The sequence below is a fragment of the bacterium genome, from assembly GCA_041649255.1.
Classification (GTDB): Bacteria; Hydrothermota; UBA3073; order JACQXS01; family JAQTXJ01; genus JAQTXJ01.
On sequence record JBAZNK010000009.1, the window covers coordinates 106,883 to 124,241 of the forward strand.

17 protein-coding genes and 1 CRISPR repeat array are annotated in these 17,359 nt (G+C 36.0%); of the genes, 13 read left to right on the forward strand and 4 right to left on the reverse strand.

Features of this window, described 5'->3' with window-relative positions; genetic code table 11:
• Window positions 1-152: 152 nt before the first annotated feature.
• From WC614_07595 to WC614_07650, 12 genes are all read left to right on the forward strand, one after another.
• Window positions 153-1,466: a fibrobacter succinogenes major paralogous domain-containing protein gene (locus WC614_07595; GenBank protein ID MFA5032866.1), complete on the forward strand. Its 1,314-nt coding sequence runs from the start codon at window positions 153-155 to the stop codon at window positions 1,464-1,466.
• A gap of 43 nt (window positions 1,467-1,509) precedes the next feature.
• Window positions 1,510-1,968, forward strand: a complete 459-nt coding sequence (locus WC614_07600; GenBank protein ID MFA5032867.1) for a hypothetical protein — start codon at window positions 1,510-1,512, stop codon at window positions 1,966-1,968.
• 197 nt (window positions 1,969-2,165) lie between these two features.
• Window positions 2,166-3,095 carry a hypothetical protein gene (locus WC614_07605; GenBank protein MFA5032868.1) on the forward strand — a complete coding sequence of 310 codons (930 nt, stop codon included), beginning with the start codon at window positions 2,166-2,168 and terminating at the stop codon, window positions 3,093-3,095.
• Window positions 3,088-3,441, forward strand: coding sequence for a hypothetical protein (locus tag WC614_07610; protein ID MFA5032869.1), 354 nt, complete (start codon window positions 3,088-3,090; stop codon window positions 3,439-3,441). Before WC614_07605 ends, WC614_07610 begins: the two co-directional genes overlap by 8 nt.
• A complete protein-coding gene (locus WC614_07615; GenBank protein ID MFA5032870.1) occupies window positions 3,438-3,593 on the forward strand; it encodes a hypothetical protein in 156 nt (51 codons plus the stop codon). The genes WC614_07610 and WC614_07615 overlap by 4 nt, the downstream gene beginning before the upstream one ends.
• A gap of 20 nt (window positions 3,594-3,613) precedes the next feature.
• Window positions 3,614-4,312: a hypothetical protein gene (locus WC614_07620; protein ID MFA5032871.1), complete on the forward strand. Its 699-nt coding sequence runs from the start codon at window positions 3,614-3,616 to the stop codon at window positions 4,310-4,312.
• A gap of 8 nt (window positions 4,313-4,320) precedes the next feature.
• Window positions 4,321-4,929, forward strand: coding sequence for a hypothetical protein (locus tag WC614_07625; protein ID MFA5032872.1), 609 nt, complete (start codon window positions 4,321-4,323; stop codon window positions 4,927-4,929).
• A 4-nt stretch (window positions 4,930-4,933) separates the two neighbouring features.
• Window positions 4,934-5,371, forward strand: coding sequence for a hypothetical protein (locus WC614_07630; GenBank protein MFA5032873.1), 438 nt, complete (start codon window positions 4,934-4,936; stop codon window positions 5,369-5,371).
• A gap of 1 nt (window position 5,372) precedes the next feature.
• Window positions 5,373-6,728: an ATP-binding protein gene (locus WC614_07635; protein MFA5032874.1), complete on the forward strand. Its 1,356-nt coding sequence runs from the start codon at window positions 5,373-5,375 to the stop codon at window positions 6,726-6,728.
• A complete protein-coding gene (locus WC614_07640; GenBank protein ID MFA5032875.1) occupies window positions 6,721-6,930 on the forward strand; it encodes a hypothetical protein in 210 nt (69 codons plus the stop codon). The genes WC614_07635 and WC614_07640 overlap by 8 nt, the downstream gene beginning before the upstream one ends.
• On the forward strand, window positions 6,854-7,360 hold the full coding sequence (locus WC614_07645; protein ID MFA5032876.1) for a hypothetical protein: 507 nt from the start codon (window positions 6,854-6,856) through the stop codon (window positions 7,358-7,360). The genes WC614_07640 and WC614_07645 overlap by 77 nt, the downstream gene beginning before the upstream one ends.
• A gap of 11 nt (window positions 7,361-7,371) precedes the next feature.
• Window positions 7,372-7,593 carry a hypothetical protein gene (locus WC614_07650; GenBank protein ID MFA5032877.1) on the forward strand — a complete coding sequence of 74 codons (222 nt, stop codon included), beginning with the start codon at window positions 7,372-7,374 and terminating at the stop codon, window positions 7,591-7,593.
• Window positions 7,594-7,661: 68 nt separating this feature from the next.
• Here WC614_07650 and WC614_07655 read toward each other — a convergent pair whose 3' ends face one another.
• The 3 genes from WC614_07655 to WC614_07665 form a co-directional block, all read right to left on the reverse strand.
• Window positions 7,662-8,084 (reverse strand): hypothetical protein, encoded by a 423-nt coding sequence (locus WC614_07655; GenBank protein ID MFA5032878.1) that lies wholly within the window; start codon window positions 8,082-8,084, stop codon window positions 7,662-7,664.
• 83 nt (window positions 8,085-8,167) lie between these two features.
• Entirely contained in the window at window positions 8,168-8,437 is a 270-nt protein-coding gene (locus WC614_07660; GenBank protein ID MFA5032879.1) for a hypothetical protein, read from the reverse strand.
• A gap of 326 nt (window positions 8,438-8,763) precedes the next feature.
• Window positions 8,764-10,635 (reverse strand): hypothetical protein, encoded by a 1,872-nt coding sequence (locus WC614_07665; protein MFA5032880.1) that lies wholly within the window; start codon window positions 10,633-10,635, stop codon window positions 8,764-8,766.
• A gap of 335 nt (window positions 10,636-10,970) precedes the next feature.
• Here WC614_07665 and WC614_07670 point away from each other — a divergent pair, with 335 nt between their 5' ends.
• The gene (locus tag WC614_07670) at window positions 10,971-12,287 is read left to right on the forward strand and encodes a hypothetical protein (GenBank protein MFA5032881.1); all 1,317 of its coding nucleotides are present in this window, start codon (window positions 10,971-10,973) and stop codon (window positions 12,285-12,287) included.
• Between the two features lie 1,095 nt (window positions 12,288-13,382).
• Here WC614_07670 and WC614_07675 read toward each other — a convergent pair.
• The gene (locus WC614_07675; GenBank protein ID MFA5032882.1) at window positions 13,383-15,092 is read right to left on the reverse strand and encodes a DUF262 domain-containing HNH endonuclease family protein; all 1,710 of its coding nucleotides are present in this window, start codon (window positions 15,090-15,092) and stop codon (window positions 13,383-13,385) included.
• 149 nt (window positions 15,093-15,241) lie between these two features.
• A CRISPR array of direct repeats spans window positions 15,242-17,356; the repeat unit is 32 nt; unit sequence GTTTCAATCCACGCCCCTACGCGAGGGGCGAC.
• Window positions 17,357-17,359 lie beyond the last annotated feature (3 nt).

The window sequence follows — 17,359 nt, forward strand, 5'->3', positions numbered from 1 at the left end:
CTTGAATGGCCAAGTGCAATTGCCCCGATAATTTCGGGGTACTCTATTACTCTTAAGTCTATTTAAGGGCAGTTACGGTTTCGGTTGTGGATAGGTAATACGGGCAATAGTAATGAGTTTGTATGTAAAATTAAAAAAATAGGGAGGTGGATATGAAAATAGGTAACTATATTTCAAAACAAGGGCAATTAATCTTTATAGCTCTTTTGTTTATAGGTTTTACCGGTAAAGTAAGTATGGCACAAATGACTGATAAAGACGGTAATACCTATAAAACGGTAAAAATAGGTAACCAAGAATGGATGGCAGAAAACCTGAATGTAAGCTATTATCGCAATGGTGACCCCATACCACAAGTACAAGACGCAAATGAATGGAGCAACTTAAGCACAGGTGCGTGGTGCTATTATGAAAACAATACGGAAAGCGGAAAAACCTACGGCAAATTATATAACTGGTATGCAGTAAACGACCCACGTGGGTTAGCACCCGAAGGTTGGCATATACCTACCGATCGCGAATGGGCAATTCTTACAGACCGTTTAGGTGGAGAAAGTGTGGCAGGCGGTAAAATGAAAGAATCAGGCAGAAGTCATTGGTTACGTACTAACGCCAACGCAACCAACGAAAGTGGTTTTTCGGCGCTTCCGGATGGTTGTCGCTTAGGTAAGTTCCTCGTTATGGGAATCCTTGGTCACTGGTGGTCTACTATGGAGTACAATACCACGGATGGATGTACCCGTTACATGTCCTGCGATGACGATGGTGTGTTCCGTGGTAATCTCAACAAGAAGTCTGGTCTTAGCGTTCGTTGCGTCAAGGGTCGTCCGGTAAAATATTTTTCCTTAACTCAAATGACTGATAAAGACGGAAATACCTATAAAACGGTAAAGATAGGTAAACAGGAATGGATGGCAGAAAACCTGAACGTAAGCTATTATCGCAATGGTGACCCCATACCGCAAGTGCAAGACGCAGAGGAATGGACAAACTTAAACACTGGCGCATGGTGTTATTATGAAAACAATGCGGAAAATGGGAAAACTTATGGCAAGTTATATAATTGGTACGCTGTAAACGACCCACGTGGTTTAGCCCCTGAAGGCTGGCACATACCTACCCATAATGAATGGACAATTCTTACCGACTGTTTGCGTGGAAGATATGTGGCAGGAGGAGAAATGAAAGAAGCAGGCACAACACATTGGAAAAGCCCTAACGGTGAGGCAACTAACGAAAGTGGTTTTTCGGCGCTTCCGGGTGGTGGTCGCGGCACCTTTAGAGGTGTGTTCTACGATGGTGGTGCGTTCAGCGATATGGGGATCTGCGGTTACTGGTGGTCTACTACGGAGGACAGTTACGGGGTAGGTGCATTGACACTTCACATACGCTACTTTAACGCTTATGTTGACTCTTATGGCTGCTACGAGACTTTTGGTTTTAGTGTCCGGTGCGTCAGGGATTAATTATTTGTCTTGTTGAAACATAATTTTAAGTAGGAGGCAAGATATGGGGACAAAAAGTAAATATGTATTTACAATAGTAATTTTTCTTATTGGTTGTAAGTTATATAATGAGTTTAGCACTCCCCAGAAAACACTTGAAGTATTAACTAAAGCATCCCAAGAGGGGAATATGAGGAAATTTCTTAATGGTATAGATTTAGATTATTTCAGAGCCATGTATTCTTCCGGGAAGTTAGGCAATAAGCAAATAGAAGAAAAAAGATTCATAGAAGTAATAATGACTACTCCAGAAATGCAAGAGATTATAAAAAGATTAATGAATCTATTCAAGGGAACGCAGTTTGTTGTTCTTTATGACAAAGAAATAGGTGAAAACGCTAAGGAGTTGACCTTAAAATGTATATCTAATTATGAAAACAGGTTTTCAGAAGAAACAGCAATATTCCTTTTTATTAAGCGTAAAGGTCAGTGGAAATTGAATATTGAGGAAATAAAAAATTAAATAAGAAGAAAGTAATAATTGTTAGATAAAGATTGTTTTTTACTGTTTTTATCCTCGGATTATCCTCAAATTGCTACTAAATAGGTCGAAAAACCCCTAAATTAACCCATATTTGTATAAAAATCATTATTTTTTCATTTTGTCCCGGCCAATCCCACTTTTTTCTTGATCTACACTTTAGAGGGAGGTCAAAAAAAATGGGAAGAACGCTTCATTGGGACATACGACCAAAAGGCAAACAATTATTTGATATACAGGATTTGAAGATTATGTACGAGATAGATAAAACCGCTGATAAGGCTTGTGAATGGACTTGCGAGAGCTTCGATTTAAGTGTTGGAATTTATCCGAATTGGGAAACCAAGAGTAGTTGGGATAAAGTGAATGCCCGATATGATGAGTTACAGAAAAAAGGAATGCATCCTGTAGATATTAATTTTCAACTGGTTAAAGAAAAATTGGTATCTCTACATAACCCCGAATGGCAACAGGAATTATCCGGGTTCTGCAAAGTGGGCGGGAATGAATTGAATGCGGCTATAATTACGGGGGCGCTTGCTGAGGTTAGCAAAAAAGTCAGTTGCTCTATCGATTTAAAAGACGAGGGCGAGTATTTAATCTGTCCGATTATTATGGAACAAGGACATGCAATGCCAAATCAGGATAAGATTATAAAAGATATCGGGTGGTGGTTAACGCGGAAATGGGACGCGGCTTATAATACAGATACGGAGTTGTTAGCTAAAGTAGAATCTTCCGCCAAAGAGTACTATGAAATAAGTCAAAAATATAAGAGCAAGTATTACCCGCCAAGATGCCTGTGGTCTGTCAGCGAATTCTGCCGGACAATTAAACCCGAAGACTTTCAGAATCATCCTGAATACGGGGCATCCCAAATTATGGCAGGTTTTGATGGGGAGTATTATGGTTTGAGCAAAAAAGACCCTGAATCTGAAAGCTACAAAGCCTGTGCAAATATTCAAAAGATGATTGAAAAGATATTCGGTGCCAAGGTAAAAGATATGAAAATGGTGATAGGTAAAGAAATCGGGAAACAGGATAATAAAAAGAACGAAGGAGATAACGGGCACTCTCGCCGGAGTCCTGTAGGAGATAAAAGTGAATAAGCATTGCTCGGCTGTAAAAGGCTACCATGTCACGGTGTATAAGGGCAAAATCCAGGGCTTCGGCGGGAGCTGGTGTAGCGGTCTTGGCTTCCTGATTATAGAAGACAGCGAGACGCATACTATTGAATCTGTCCCCTGTGAGAATAGCTCAACGGGAAGAGCCTTAGAGGCGGCTTTCGAAAATGTTATAACCCCAGACCATACTGTAAATGGTACGGGTCATATAGGTAAAGAAATATTCTGGTCTTGTGATAATCTGGGGATACTTGAATGGTTTATCCCAGTAAAAGAAGCATCGGACGAATTAGTTCTAATGCACAAAAACCAAAAAGCGGGGGCAGTATGAAAGATATCAAGTGGATTGTTTTTAAGAATCAACGCGGGATAGAACGGGTAAGAATTAGTTTCGATGGGTATATGCAGGGAGAGATTAATGCTACCAAAGAACTAATAGAATGTGAATACCATGGAGATAAAATAACAGCTACGGTTGAATAATAAAAGGAGGTAATTAAAATATGTGGTCATTGCCAGATATAAATAAAATGAACGATGAGGCAGTAAAGCAGTGGAGGGCAGAGAAAAGGAAACAAAAGAAGGATATCTTAAAAGGACAGGAATGTGAAATATGTGGCAACAAAGCTACTATCTTTAAAAACTATTATGACATTTTTAGCAAGACTCCAAAAGGACATATCTTCCTATGCGGGGAGCATCAGGATGAAACACCTGAGGGGTATTTTACTTGTTCTGACTGTCAGAGAATTATGGCAGAAAATTACACATGGGAAAACTACTATGTAGATGTAGATGGGGACAGATTGTGCCTAAAGTGCTATTTTGAAAGAGAAGTGAACAACCCTAACAATTGGTTAAATAAAGAGGCTGTTGATAAATTAACTTTTGAGCAGGTCAGAAAAAGCAAACATTTAATCGCAGTGGAATCAAAATATTGGCAGGGTGCAATCGATTGCATCTCGAATGTAGAGTTTGATTATGGTGGCGGGAGATTGACGGGTTCTTCAAGTTGTGAAAATACTCCTAATGGTGGTGTTCGGGAGATAAAAGAAATATGTTATACGGCATTAGAGAAACATAATAAGGTAATGCTTATAACCGATGGGTGCTATCAATTTTCGCTAAGTCTTGGGATATATGTACGCAAGCATAGTCTTATAAAAAACAAAACTGCCGGGCTTTGTCCAGCGGGGGCATAAGGAGGAAAATGGAACAACAAAAAACTAAGTTTCCGTTTAATGTGCAGGGGTTAAGTAATCCGCCCATTAATACGATAAAAGACTATCAGTATGGGCGGAACATCAGAGCTTATTTAAAACAGAAATTAGAGACTTGCGGGAAGGATGATACAGAACTTATGCTTGCCACAGGATACGCTAATCTCAGAAAATTTGAATTTCATCGGGCACAATGGCATTATCTAAAAAGACAAATTCCAATCAGTTACTTGGAAGCAATAGGCGTAGATATGGAAATATTAAAATATGTAGTGGAATTAGACAATGAAAACTACCAAAAGGCAATTAAATTACCTCGATTCCCTGCCTGTTATATCCGCAGACTAATGGCAGCATTCTACCAAACCGTAGAATTACCTGACTGTACTTCCGAGAAGGACGCCATTGAATTGATACAGAAAACTGAAGGTTCCCATAGATGCTGTATCAATTATCCCGGTTTACTTGGGTTATACATAGAGCCTGACGGAAAAGTAGATGAGATTCATTATGTTCCATCAATGGAAATAATAAATAAACATTTTGTAAAATTTAGGTCGGATGGAAGTTCTGTTGGGACAATGCGGTTGGGGAGATAATAAAATGAATAAAATAGAATTTGGTAAGGTAGCAAGACTTTGGATAGCTCCTGATGGGACAGAGTTTGTTGTATCAGATACGCATCAAGATTGGATCGCCAGCCATTTAGAAATTCTGGATAAATATAAAGTAAAAAATATCGACCGAAACAGGCATGGACTAATGCGATTTGCCGGCTGGATAAGGGGTAAGAAAGGGCAGTGGGCGGCTTCGCAGAAGCAATTCAAATATGTTGAGGTACAGTTTAATTTGGATAACAAAAATGCTAATGCTTGGAAACAAGCAAACGGATTCCTCCTTGGCTGTCCGAGGTTAGAAGTATTAATTGCTGACCCGGAGGGACAATTATTGACTATGAAAACTCTATTAAAATCAAAGCATTTAATAGATAAAAGTGTATATTTGCGAATGAAACAATTTGTGGAAGGCAGGAAAAACTAAAATGGATGAAAAGACAATAATTACAAATGATATAAAGGAGTATAAATCACAAGAGGAGTTATTCGCTGAATGGGAGACACTTACTGCTATGCTTAAAAAGCTACAGTTTGTGAGAGGGGAAACTGATATTGAACAAACAACGGCTCTGAGGAAACGAATGCAGATAAAAATGAAACTGTCAATGCTGAGAAACAAAGACTTTCCTGTTTTGAGTGTAATTAGAGATTATTCCCTGTGTACAGAAGAGCAGGAATTTTTTATGCTTACTTTAATTATGACTTTGAGTGGAGACCATTTTATAGAAATTGGGAAAGTTCTCCGATTCTTTGCCTCTAACTCCAATGAAGTTATTGAAAAAACTAAATTCTTCGCACCTTCCGCTAAACTGATGAAAGATAAGATTTTTCTTGCCAGTGAATTCATGTTTGGAAATAAAAATTATTTAGAGACGAATATTGTAATTAACCCCAAAATTCTAAACTATATTCTTGGAATTCAGGCGACTGAAAGCAAGAAACCTAAATCCGAAGAAGATACACAAACTCTTTTTACCATAAGAAACCCAAGAACTGACATTTCATCGGTGGTTCTCTCTCAATCAAACAAACAACAAGTAGAAGAGCTAATTAATTATATCAAAAATAGAAAAGCAATCAACGAAAAGATACAGCTTTCTAAAACTATAGAGAAAGGGTATGGTTGTATTCTATTGTTCAGTGGCACTCCCGGCACAGGGAAGACCTTGCTTGCGGAAGGAATTGCCAAGGAGTTAAATAAAAAATTATATGTGGTAAATTATAGTAAAATGATATCAAAATGGGTAGGTAACACGGAAAAACATATAGAAGAAATGTTTCGGATTGCCGAAAAAGAAGAGCCCGTAGTGCTCTTAGATGAAGCGGATGCGCTTTTATCCCGGCGGGTGGACGGGGAAAGACATATTGACCGTTCATATAACAGGGAACTATTGCTTTTTTTACAGAAAATAGAGGAATTTACAGGTATATTAATTATGACAACAAACAGAGAAGTAATGTTGGATGATGCATTAAATAGGCGGATTACTTCCAAAATCAATTTTGATACTCCGGGAGCTAATGAGCGAGAAAAGATATGGAGGATGCTGATTCCTACAAATATAACTATAGCTACAGATGTTAATTTCTCGGCTCTTGCGACTAAATTCCCATTTTCGGGAGGATATATAAAGAATGCAGTATTATGCGGAATCATAAAAGCAGTATCACGGTCAAAAGAAGATATTACAATTAATATGAAGGATTTATTGAGTGCTTCGGAGGCAGAATATTCTAAAATACATAAAGAACCGACAAAAAGGATAGGATTTTATGCTTAAATCAACAAGCTGGGAAAAACGGTATGACAAACAATTAAAAGAATATGCGGGGATAGAGGAAAGTTATAAGAAAAAACTATTTTCTATCCTTGGGGATATTGTAAAAACATTGGGAGGAAAAGTTGATGGAGAACAAATATTTTTCGGAGAATTTACCTTCACGAAAGACAAGTATGTCATTGGGACAGGAAGTAAAAAGTAGTTTTGAAGCATACTTAGAGGGATTTTGCTTCTTCGTAGAGATAATGGCTTTCCTGATTAATAAGTTTGAGCTTGATATATTTAACCGAAATTTAACAAGGTTTAAGGAAAAATACATTGAATATAGGCGAGCATTGGGAAGGTTAAAATTTTTTGTAGAACTGCTGGGTGAATGCAAAGAAAACTTGCCAATTCGACATCAACAGCAGATGCCTTACGTAAAGCAATATAACAATTGGCTACAAAAACGGTTTATAGTTTTACCACCCGAATTGGAAGATATGGGAAAAATGTCTCAAAAAGATGAGATTGTGAAAATAACACTATACCTATTGCTTAAATTTCTTTATAGAGATGTTTTTTTTGACAATAGAGGGGTTTATTTCAAAAAAGAGAGGAGTAGTGAGATTGTTTTTGTTCGGAAGTCTTAAAAAGGAGAAAAATGAAAATCGGAGAAAAATATAGAACATTCGGGGAAATTCATGCGGTAGACGAAGAAAAAGGAATAAGACAAATTTGGCTACCCGGGACTATATTGACAGTCAAGGAAAAGCGGGACGGTTATTTTACTTTAAAGGAGAAAGATAGTGATGTCCTTGCTTTGCCATTAACACCCCAAAATATAAAAAAGTGGGGTAAACAGTGGTTGCAAATAGTCCGATAAATGAACCAATATAAAAAAATAATAGTTTTGGGAGTAAAAGCAATGGATTTGAGAATAAGAGGAAACAATTAATTTTTAATAAGCAAAACAACTCTATCATTAAAGATGCAACCCAATTCAGAATTTTTATTCTCAATGTAAGATTTTAAATCTTTTAACAAATCAGGTTTTATATTCCCACAAAGGATAATAAATAAATATTCCCAATCTTTAATATATAATTCCATTTGTCCAATAAGTCGCTGTAATACGGAAGTATTTTTTAAGTCTTTTTTTATCTCAATAGCTATATTTTTATCAATAACAATATCAACACGTTGGGCTCCCGATCCATATTGTGATTGAATTCTTTGGTCTTTTAACTCTTCTTGTAGCTTTTTTAATAAAGAATTTTCAAAATCTTTCTCAGTTTTACATCTTTCTGGTTGCCAAGCATTAGTTATTCCGCTAATTGTTTCAATTACTCCATCCCACCACAACACCCATGCCATAATATATCCTCCATAAGTATTAAATTATTATTTCTTTTTAAAAATCAATTTTTCCCTTATAATTCAAGTAAGTTTACATTGTTTTATAAAATTCCAAAATATTTTTTCAACGCTTTAACTATTTTAATTACCACCCCGTTTTGGGCATTGTCTATTACATATTTTTGAAAAAACTTACTGTGATGTATTCTAAGCCAATTATACAAACCTGTATATCCTTCCTCCCCTGTTTCCGCAAAACCCCTTAGACTAATAATTTCATCCACAAAAAATGGTTCTATCTCTTGAGCCCCATTATGATGTCTAATAATGAGTTCCCAAATAGCCTTATTTTGAGAGAATTCTATTTCCATCGGTTCCTCCCCTACATCCTTACATTTATTTCTACATTATGTCAAATAAAAAATCCCCCGGAATGTCTGAGACAAGTGCATCGTAACCACCTTTTATGAACTCAAGCTCATACAATTCGTCAATAAAACTTATTCAAAAGGATGTTTTCAGTTGATACATCTTGAAAAACAGTTAAATTGCATACAGATATACTTTTCCATCCCCATGAATTTGCCTGTTGTTTTTGCTAACCGATTATTAGGATTGTGATACAACTTTCATATATCAAGCATATCTCTTAATTAAAGATGCCGAGTAAGCAAGCACTCCTGTCGTATCCTTTTTCCTAATCTCTGAAATAAAACTCTAAAGTTTTATCAGCTCTTGCCTCTATAACTAAATAAGGTAAAATACTTATTTTGTTTAACTGATTCCAACCATCATTATCCGTAAGTATAACCGAGCAATTTGATAAATCATAAATTGAAAGGGCGGAGGGGAGATCGGTACTACCATTTCTTGGTAGAGTAAGTAGTTCATTAAGTCCAATATTTGCCTTTGGCCATTCTCTTGTTGCGGATGTATTAATTGCTAGTAACTTAGCAGTAGGAGAAGCATTGATTATCACTTGGAGAGTTTTCAAAACTCTTTGTTCATCAAGAATTTTTTCCATAGAAGCTGAAATATCTACGGCAATTAAGTCAAATTGCAATTCTTTAAGGGCGAGTTTTCTCCCAAAGTTGGTAAAGTTAGGCATTGATTGGATAAAAGCATCTTTAAAAATCTTGAACTTTTCTAATCTATCAGGTATAAAGTTCCCTATTGGCAAAGTCCTTAGCTTTAAATTTTCATCTATTTGACTCAACATTTTCTCTGGTATGTTTTCATAATTTACAAGAATAACCTTAGCATTAGGTCTACCATTTGCATAGTCAGTAAGTGCATCAACAAAATTTTTAGACTTTGCTCTTTGATACTGCTTACATTCTATTGCCAAAACTGTTTGAGATGGTTCTGTAATAGGCTCAAAAGTTAGTGAGTAATCGGGTTGAATATGCCCTTTACGGCCTTCTCCAATAGGGTTAGTTAATGGTGAACGTAACTCACTCCAAATGTGGATTCTTCCTTTTTCTGTTTCTATACTTCCCACATGTGTACCAGAAAACCTGAGAATTAACACACCCTCTACATGATAAATAGTCCGTGGATATTTTTCCAATGCCTTGTCTATCTGCGTTAAAACCCATGTTTGATAGAGTTCATGGCGTTTATTCCAAATTGGGAGATTTAACAAATCTAACAGTTCTTTTATAAGTAATTCTTTTTTCCCTTCCCAATGTGGAAGATTAGAGAAGAATTCTTGTATCTGCTGAATAATGGGTTGAGCTTCGCTTATACGTTCAATTTCTGGAATTTTTACAAGTTTCTCGCTAAAGCCAAAAAGCCCTCGTAACATATTTCTTGGCCATCTATCACTGTTTAAAATATAAAGTGTCCACGGATCCCATTTTTTGAAATTTGGAAGTTCTTGAGAATGTTTTATAGACTCGTAAGATTCTTCTTGTTCATTTTTTATTTCTGAATTTTCTTCTTGCCATGTATGGGCATATTTTTTAAGGTCATCAAGGCTTGAACCATATTTTCTACATTCAAGAATAATAGTTTCCAAAATATGCCATACTTTTTGGAGCCATGAATCAATCTCTTTTATCCCCGTAGATGGTAAAATTGGAAGTGGAAAGTTAAATTTTTTATTTTGCTCATAATCTAACAACCAGTTTCCCGTATCAGAAGTTTGAAGCTTATATTCCCAAAGGTCTCTAAATATTTGTGCGAGCTTCCATAATTCATTTTGACTACAACCATAAATGGTCATACGCTCAGAAATTTTTCTATATTTACAAAGCGTTTCTTTAAAGTGGTTTATATCAAATTTTAAATCTTCTATCCCTTTCCCAAAATCAAATAGTATTTTCATCTCCTTATTAGTTTTTTTGACATCATGCAGATAGAAAAATGCACATATGTCTGTCATCATTTGAGCATATGGTTGGATAGCTGTTAAGAAAGCTCCTATAAAAAGTCCCGAAGAGATGTTTTGTTCTTGAAGCTCAACCCCTAAATCTTTGCAAGGGAAAGGAATGCTTAGCCCTTCACAAAGTTCTTTAACGATATGAGAATCATAATTCTCTACATCAAGCCCTGCATTTTCTTTCAAAAAATTCCAAATCTCCCAAGATGTATTTAATAAGTGTCTCATGCTTAAAATTTATTTTATTGATACTTGTTAGTCCGAATAGTTTTCACCTTTTATAAGATTTTCATTATCTCTTCTATTCTGATATGTCAATCTTTTTATCGTAATCTATTATCTTTAGCTTCCTTTTTTTCATTTCTTTTATCAAATCTTACGACATAGTGGCAACAATAATTGTTAGCGGGAATGGAATAAAAGTATGGAGAATACAAGAAACAGGGAATTGTCTCCTGTTATAGCAAGAGGATTCTATTTTTGTTGACAAGTATTAGGTAAATATTATATACTAAACGATAATGGAAAAAATAATTCCTGCTAATTTTTATGGCCCACGAGCTTATTTTACAGATTTTGATTATAAAATTGTCCGACAAAAACACGACAAAAATAAATTTCGGAAAGAAATAGAAAGAAAGTTGAAAATTATTCTCCTCACAAAAAATACAGTTGTGTGTGCTGCATCACATTTAACACATGAGTTTGCATATAATCTTTTTAAAGATAATCCTATACTATTAAATAATGAGATGATTATTCCCGCCCTCCGAAAAGACAAGGAACATGTAATAGATTATTTGGACACAAAAAAGATTAAGAAGTTTTTAAAAATAGATATGATAGCGTTTTATAAAGAAAATATAAATAAAGTTGTAAATTGGGAAGTAATAGATAATTCATCATGGTTCAAGAACAATCTTGTAAAAGAATTAAAAAATGAAAATTCAATTATTAGAAGAAACTTAACAAATATGCCACATAAGACACTGTTTTTTTTAATTACCCAATTAGAATCTCAACAAGTTCTATCTCGTGAATTTATTATAACAACCATATCAATTTTACCTAAAAACGAACAAAAAATTTTGTTAAATTTTGTTAACTTGATTTATCATATATCCGGAGCACGTGTAGTAAATTGTGAAAGTGCTTTACCTCAAGAAAACTACATAGATTATAGTCTTGCAGATATTGAACATCGCCAAATTTTATTATCTGAGTTACAAATATTTTACAAAATATTTTTGGAATTGGCTTTTGAAACTATGCACAAAAGGGCAATTCCTCTAGAATTGATAGATTTGCTTTCGTTTAAAGACATATATGAATTACGACGCCCTATTGAAAATAGCTCTTTTAGAAATAGTTATGAGGAATTAGTTAGGAAATCTACTGAGTTTGTAAATAAAAATAGCTACGAAGGGTTTCTTTATAATATCCAGGAGCTTTTATTAATAAAGAATAAGATTACCAAGGAGTTTGAAGTTATATTTGAAAAAGAATTAAAAAATCTTCTAAAGCGAAAAGCATTGGGAAATGTTAAAGTATTAGGAAAAAACACTTTGTCTATAGGGTTAGGTACTGCAGGATTTTTTAATCCTATTTCTGCGATTTCTAATGTTGGAAGTCTTCTATTGGAATCACCAGCTTTCTTGATTAACTTAAACCATAGTTTTAGAAATCTACGGGCTTTAAATAACCATAATGTATATATACAAAACAAAGAAAGGATACTAAAAAACATGATTCATCATAGTGAAATATCCGATAAGTCAACTTTATTAGATGTTATTAACTTATTAATGGACACCATCAGTCAAAAAATTACTTTTTAAAATCCTACGCGACTTAAAAAAAGCTATAGATAATATGTTAAAATCTCAATTCTAAAAATCAGAATTTGAAATACTAAAAAAATAGAAGGTCAACAGCTATTATTTTTCAATAAGCAACATTCCAAGTGGGAACGCCAATATCCAAAAAAACTAATAAATATAAGACTTAGAAATGTTGTATAAGATACTCCTACAAGACAAAAGAAAGCAGGAATAAAAATATTACCCCAATATGCTGGATGTGATAGATACCTGTAAATACCACTTTTAATTAGTTTGTGATTTCTTAGTATTTCAATATTATACGACCAATATATTCCCAATTCTCTAATAGCTAAAATTCTTAATGTTATTCCGACAATAATGGAAGCAATGCATACAATTGCAGGGATAATATTTATTGGAGGGAGCAATTTCCCAGATAAAATCTCCTCTATACTGCTAAAGAAAATTAAAAATTGTAAAATTATTTTAAATATTCTTAAAGAAGTTTTTTCCTGTAGCAAAATCTCTTTCTTTTGTACCTTTTTGTAGTAAAATTTCTCCAAAATACTTTCCGTTTTAAAAAAACATTGAACTAGAAAAAAAACGATTATAAGTTTAAGTAAAGTCATTTTCTAAGATTTAATTTTAATCTTTATACAATATTTTCTTCCCCAAAACCACTATTCCACCAGTTTGTTATAATTGCAATAGTTATAATTTGTTACTTTATATTTCCAGTGTTTTTTTAATTTTCGTCAAATCCCTCTCTTTCAGCTTTGTTCCAGCCTTACAAACTGAGCATCTATGTAGCAAATAGTATTTTTGGTCTCTTATGCAATCTTTTATCCAATCTACATGATTCCCGATTTTCTTATTTTCGCAGTTATTGCACCGGATTATAACCATTCTATTTTCCTCGTGAGTTCTTTTTTGAATGTCTTGGAAAGTTATGTAGTTGGTTAACATTGGGAAAGAATAATATATTCTTAACTTTTTGCAAGGGGAAATTTTGAAGTTGGAATTTAAAATTTATTTTAAGAGAAAATGGTTAGAAGGAAAAAATTACAAAAGCATTGTCAGGTATAGCAAAAATTAGGTAATTTTCTATCGTTAGCACCACCATCGTGCTGATATTTTATCAACCAAATACTTCGTTCTTTCCTCAATATTTTTCATAACAAACTTTTTATTTCTATGGATTAATGAAGATAATTCTCTAGTCATTTTGAATAGACTTTTATCATAAAATGGAATTTTATCAAATGGAAGCTTATTTTGAATTGTGCTATTAATACTTTTTTCCAAAATTGTTAAGTTGCCCAATGTATTTTCATATTCTAAAAAATGTTCGCTATTTTTGAAACCAACAGATTTATAAGTAAATTTAGGCGTTTTTGATAATATATGCTCAATGGTTGGGATTTTGTTTACAAAATTTATTAGTTCGTCAATTGAGTATTTTCTACCATTGATTTCTTCACAGTATTCTATGAAAATATGCGGCAAAGCACTATTTCTATAGATGTCTTCATTCAGATATGTTAAGAATCTTTCTTTGCTCGTCCATTGTTTATTATACGATAGCAGCCAGTCTTGTATTTTATCTTCTTTCAATTCATCATTTATCATATACGCAAATCTTGAAATGTCTGCCCTTGGGTCGGACTTTGGTATCTTATAAACTCGAACATCTATTATTTCCAAGAGATCAAGGAATGTATATTGACTATATTCCTTCCCGGAAAGGTTCTTTTCTAAAATTCCTAATGTTTCCAATTTTACAATCAAGGGATATAATGTTGCTGAAATCCCTAAAATACTAAGTATTTTATAATATTTTTCTATATTTTTTGTTCTTTCCAATAAATCCTTTAACGATTTGAAAAAGGTATAGAGACTTTTTACATAGTCATTAATAAAGGTTTCCATATTCCGATATTCATTTACTTTATCATCTCTACGATACTCGGCAAGCTTGCTTTTAAGATAATTCAAAACATATGAAGCAGCAGGATCATAATTTTCGTCGCTAAACGAGATAAAATGATATCTCATAATATCATCTTCATTAAAATCCATATTCTTTATTAAAGTGATGCCAACGGTTTCACCAATATGTTTTATGTCGTCATATATTTCAAATATTTCGCCAAATATTTCGTTTACCTTATCGTCAAGTCTTTTCTCTAAATATTTATTTGAAAAATAGATAAGCAAACTTTTGGCTTTTTCCATATTAGATAAAAGCTTACCTCTGTCATTAACTGTTTGAAATATTCTTATCGCATCTCCTTCACTTTCTTCAATGAATTCCATCATTTCTAAATTCCCCACAGAATCAAGAAAGCCTTTCTTGTCGCCAACATCTTTAATTATTAATTGGATTTCTTCATATGCTTCTTTCAATAATCTTTGGCTTTTATTTTCCGGTTCATTTATTATCTCATTCAACAAATTGATAAAATAGTTATCATCCTTTCCCAACATTTTCAATCTAAATGTTTTGTCTTCCTTAATATAGAGCCTGCGATAAAAACTAACATCAGATTCGCTGAGATACTCAAGTAATGCATTAATTATTAATGTTATCGTTATTATTCTTTGTTGCCCATCAACAATATAAAAATGCTCATCTTTGTTTTGTTTTTTAGAGAGAACTAATGTCCCTATGTAGTGGTTTGAAGTAGTATCTATCGCTTCCTTTATATCATCAAACAATTCTCTAATATTCCTTTTTTCCCAAGCAAAACCTCTTTGGTATTTTGGTATCTCAAAAAATCTTCTTCCGTTGAAGAAATCCCCTATTTTTTTGCTATTCATTTTAATTTTCCTCTTTTCGTATATAATATTCTAATTATATCACATTGCAAGAAAAATATTATTTCCCTGCAACCCACATACTTTACATTTAATTTTCCAACTCCCGCGAGGAGCGACGTCGTAGACTTAGCAAAAGACCATATCTGCCGGTTTCAATCCACACCCCTATGCAAGGAGCGACAAAGGCAATCGGAAACGCCATAATTGAAGCCACTAAGTTTCAATCCACGCTCCTACGCGAGATAGACGACATATTTTTTTACAAACACAATCAAAATCATCATAGTTTCAATCCACGCCCCTACGCGAGGGGCGACTCAAAACGTGGGATATGTTAAGAGCGCCGAAACGTTTCAATCCACGCCCCTACGCGAGGGGCGACTGGGAGGTTTTAAAACAACTCCTGCTATTTATATAGTTTCAATCCACGCCCCTACGCGAGGGGCGACATGCGATAGAGCCGCGAATAGGACACGGAATATCATTGTTTCAATCCACGCCCCTACGCGAGGGGCGACCCCCATAACGTCCCATTACTACCCCGATATACTCCCTGTTTCAATCCACGCCCCTACGCGAGGGGCGACGAAAGCAAGATGTAAAATTGATGGCGTTTGGACGGTTTCAATCCACGCCCCTACGCGAGGGGCGACGCCGCTAAGTCTGCTTGACTTTCTGTTCCATAAGCGTTTCAATCCACGCCCCTACGCGAGGGGCGACGTTTACAGAGCCGCGCGATATTGACTATATTCAAAGTTTCAATCCACGCCCCTACGCGAGGGGCGACGCCTGAATTCCTGTCGCCTGAATTACTGTCGCCTGTTTCAATCCACGCCCCTACGCGAGGGGCGACTGTCGTGGTCGCTTATCGTCTGGATACTTCTTTTCGTTTCAATCCACGCCCCTACGCGAGGGGCGACTTGTGTTGATCTGATTTCAACACTTCCGGATGGTAGTTTCAATCCACGCCCCTACGCGAGGGGCGACTTTATGCGTTTGTCTATATGTTTTACCATATATTTTAGTTTCAATCCACGCCCCTACGCGAGGGGCGACAGAGATAGAAAATTAGGTTTTATACCTCTAAATGTTTCAATCCACGCCCCTACGCGAGGGGCGACCTTCTAACGTATTACCTCGAGAACAGGACATATTTAGTTTCAATCCACGCCCCTACGCGAGGGGCGACTCTTGCTGCACAGTCACCCGTCAAAAATATGTTTGTTTCAATCCACGCCCCTACGCGAGGGGCGACGTTTGGGATAATGACAGGGGACGAAGATAATGATGGTTTCAATCCACGCCCCTACGCGAGGGGCGACATTTTTGTTAAAGAGTACGGAGTTCTTTTATCTTTGTTTCAATCCACGCCCCTACGCGAGGGGCGACCTTAGTTTCCTCATATGTCTTAACTATAAACCATGTTTCAATCCACGCCCCTACGCGAGGGGCGACTTGCAGTCTAAAGATTATGGGAGGTGTGGAATGATTGTTTCAATCCACGCCCCTACGCGAGGGGCGACCCCCTTATTCCACGCAGTACTATCTATCTCCTGCCCGTTTCAATCCACGCCCCTACGCGAGGGGCGACCCAGGCCATAGAGGATTTAAAAGAATGAAAAGACCAGGTTTCAATCCACGCCCCTACGCGAGGGGCGACAAAATTATTAGATATGCTTAAACCTATTAATAATGTTTCAATCCACGCCCCTACGCGAGGGGCGACTCCAAACATTTAGATTGAGTCCCGCTATTGCTGTGTTTCAATCCACGCCCCTACGCGAGGGGCGACCGGATATTAGAAACACTCCGTTTCCTGAGTATTATGTTTCAATCCACGCCCCTACGCGAGGGGCGACTTAGCAAAAGTAGGGAAGCCAATGATGGATATTTTGTTTCAATCCACGCCCCTACGCGAGGGGCGACGTGTGTTTAGTAGGTTCTCACGCATCAGTATTTTATGTTTCAATCCACGCCCCTACGCGAGGGGCGACTCCCAGCGGCCAGTTATTGCTGACATACTATCAGATGTTTCAATCCACGCCCCTACGCGAGGGGCGACGTTATAGCTGCTGCTGCATTTTTTATCTTTAAAGGGTTTCAATCCACGCCCCTACGCGAGGGGCGACACAATCCATTTTTTTAAGCAACCTGCACACATAGAGGTTTCAATCCACGCCCCTACGCGAGGGGCGACTTTTGCTAAGATCTTACTTAAGGCATTAGCAGACAGTTTCAATCCACGCCCCTACGCGAGGGGCGACTGT

Coding starts and splice junctions, on each gene's coding strand:
- WC614_07595 (MFA5032866.1), top strand. CDS start 153: ATGAAAATAGGTAACTATATTTCAAAACAAGGGCAATTAATCTTTATA.
- WC614_07600 (MFA5032867.1), top strand. CDS start 1,510: ATGGGGACAAAAAGTAAATATGTATTTACAATAGTAATTTTTCTTATT.
- WC614_07605 (MFA5032868.1), top strand. CDS start 2,166: ATGGGAAGAACGCTTCATTGGGACATACGACCAAAAGGCAAACAATTA.
- WC614_07615 (MFA5032870.1), top strand. CDS start 3,438: ATGAAAGATATCAAGTGGATTGTTTTTAAGAATCAACGCGGGATAGAA.
- WC614_07620 (MFA5032871.1), top strand. CDS start 3,614: ATGTGGTCATTGCCAGATATAAATAAAATGAACGATGAGGCAGTAAAG.
- WC614_07625 (MFA5032872.1), top strand. CDS start 4,321: ATGGAACAACAAAAAACTAAGTTTCCGTTTAATGTGCAGGGGTTAAGT.
- WC614_07630 (MFA5032873.1), top strand. CDS start 4,934: ATGAATAAAATAGAATTTGGTAAGGTAGCAAGACTTTGGATAGCTCCT.
- WC614_07635 (MFA5032874.1), top strand. CDS start 5,373: ATGGATGAAAAGACAATAATTACAAATGATATAAAGGAGTATAAATCA.
- WC614_07640 (MFA5032875.1), top strand. CDS start 6,721: ATGCTTAAATCAACAAGCTGGGAAAAACGGTATGACAAACAATTAAAA.
- WC614_07645 (MFA5032876.1), top strand. CDS start 6,854: ATGGAGAACAAATATTTTTCGGAGAATTTACCTTCACGAAAGACAAGT.
- WC614_07650 (MFA5032877.1), top strand. CDS start 7,372: ATGAAAATCGGAGAAAAATATAGAACATTCGGGGAAATTCATGCGGTA.
- WC614_07655 (MFA5032878.1), bottom strand. CDS start 8,084: ATGGCATGGGTGTTGTGGTGGGATGGAGTAATTGAAACAATTAGCGGA.
- WC614_07660 (MFA5032879.1), bottom strand. CDS start 8,437: ATGGAAATAGAATTCTCTCAAAATAAGGCTATTTGGGAACTCATTATT.
- WC614_07670 (MFA5032881.1), top strand. CDS start 10,971: ATGGAAAAAATAATTCCTGCTAATTTTTATGGCCCACGAGCTTATTTT.
- WC614_07675 (MFA5032882.1), bottom strand. CDS start 15,092: ATGAATAGCAAAAAAATAGGGGATTTCTTCAACGGAAGAAGATTTTTT.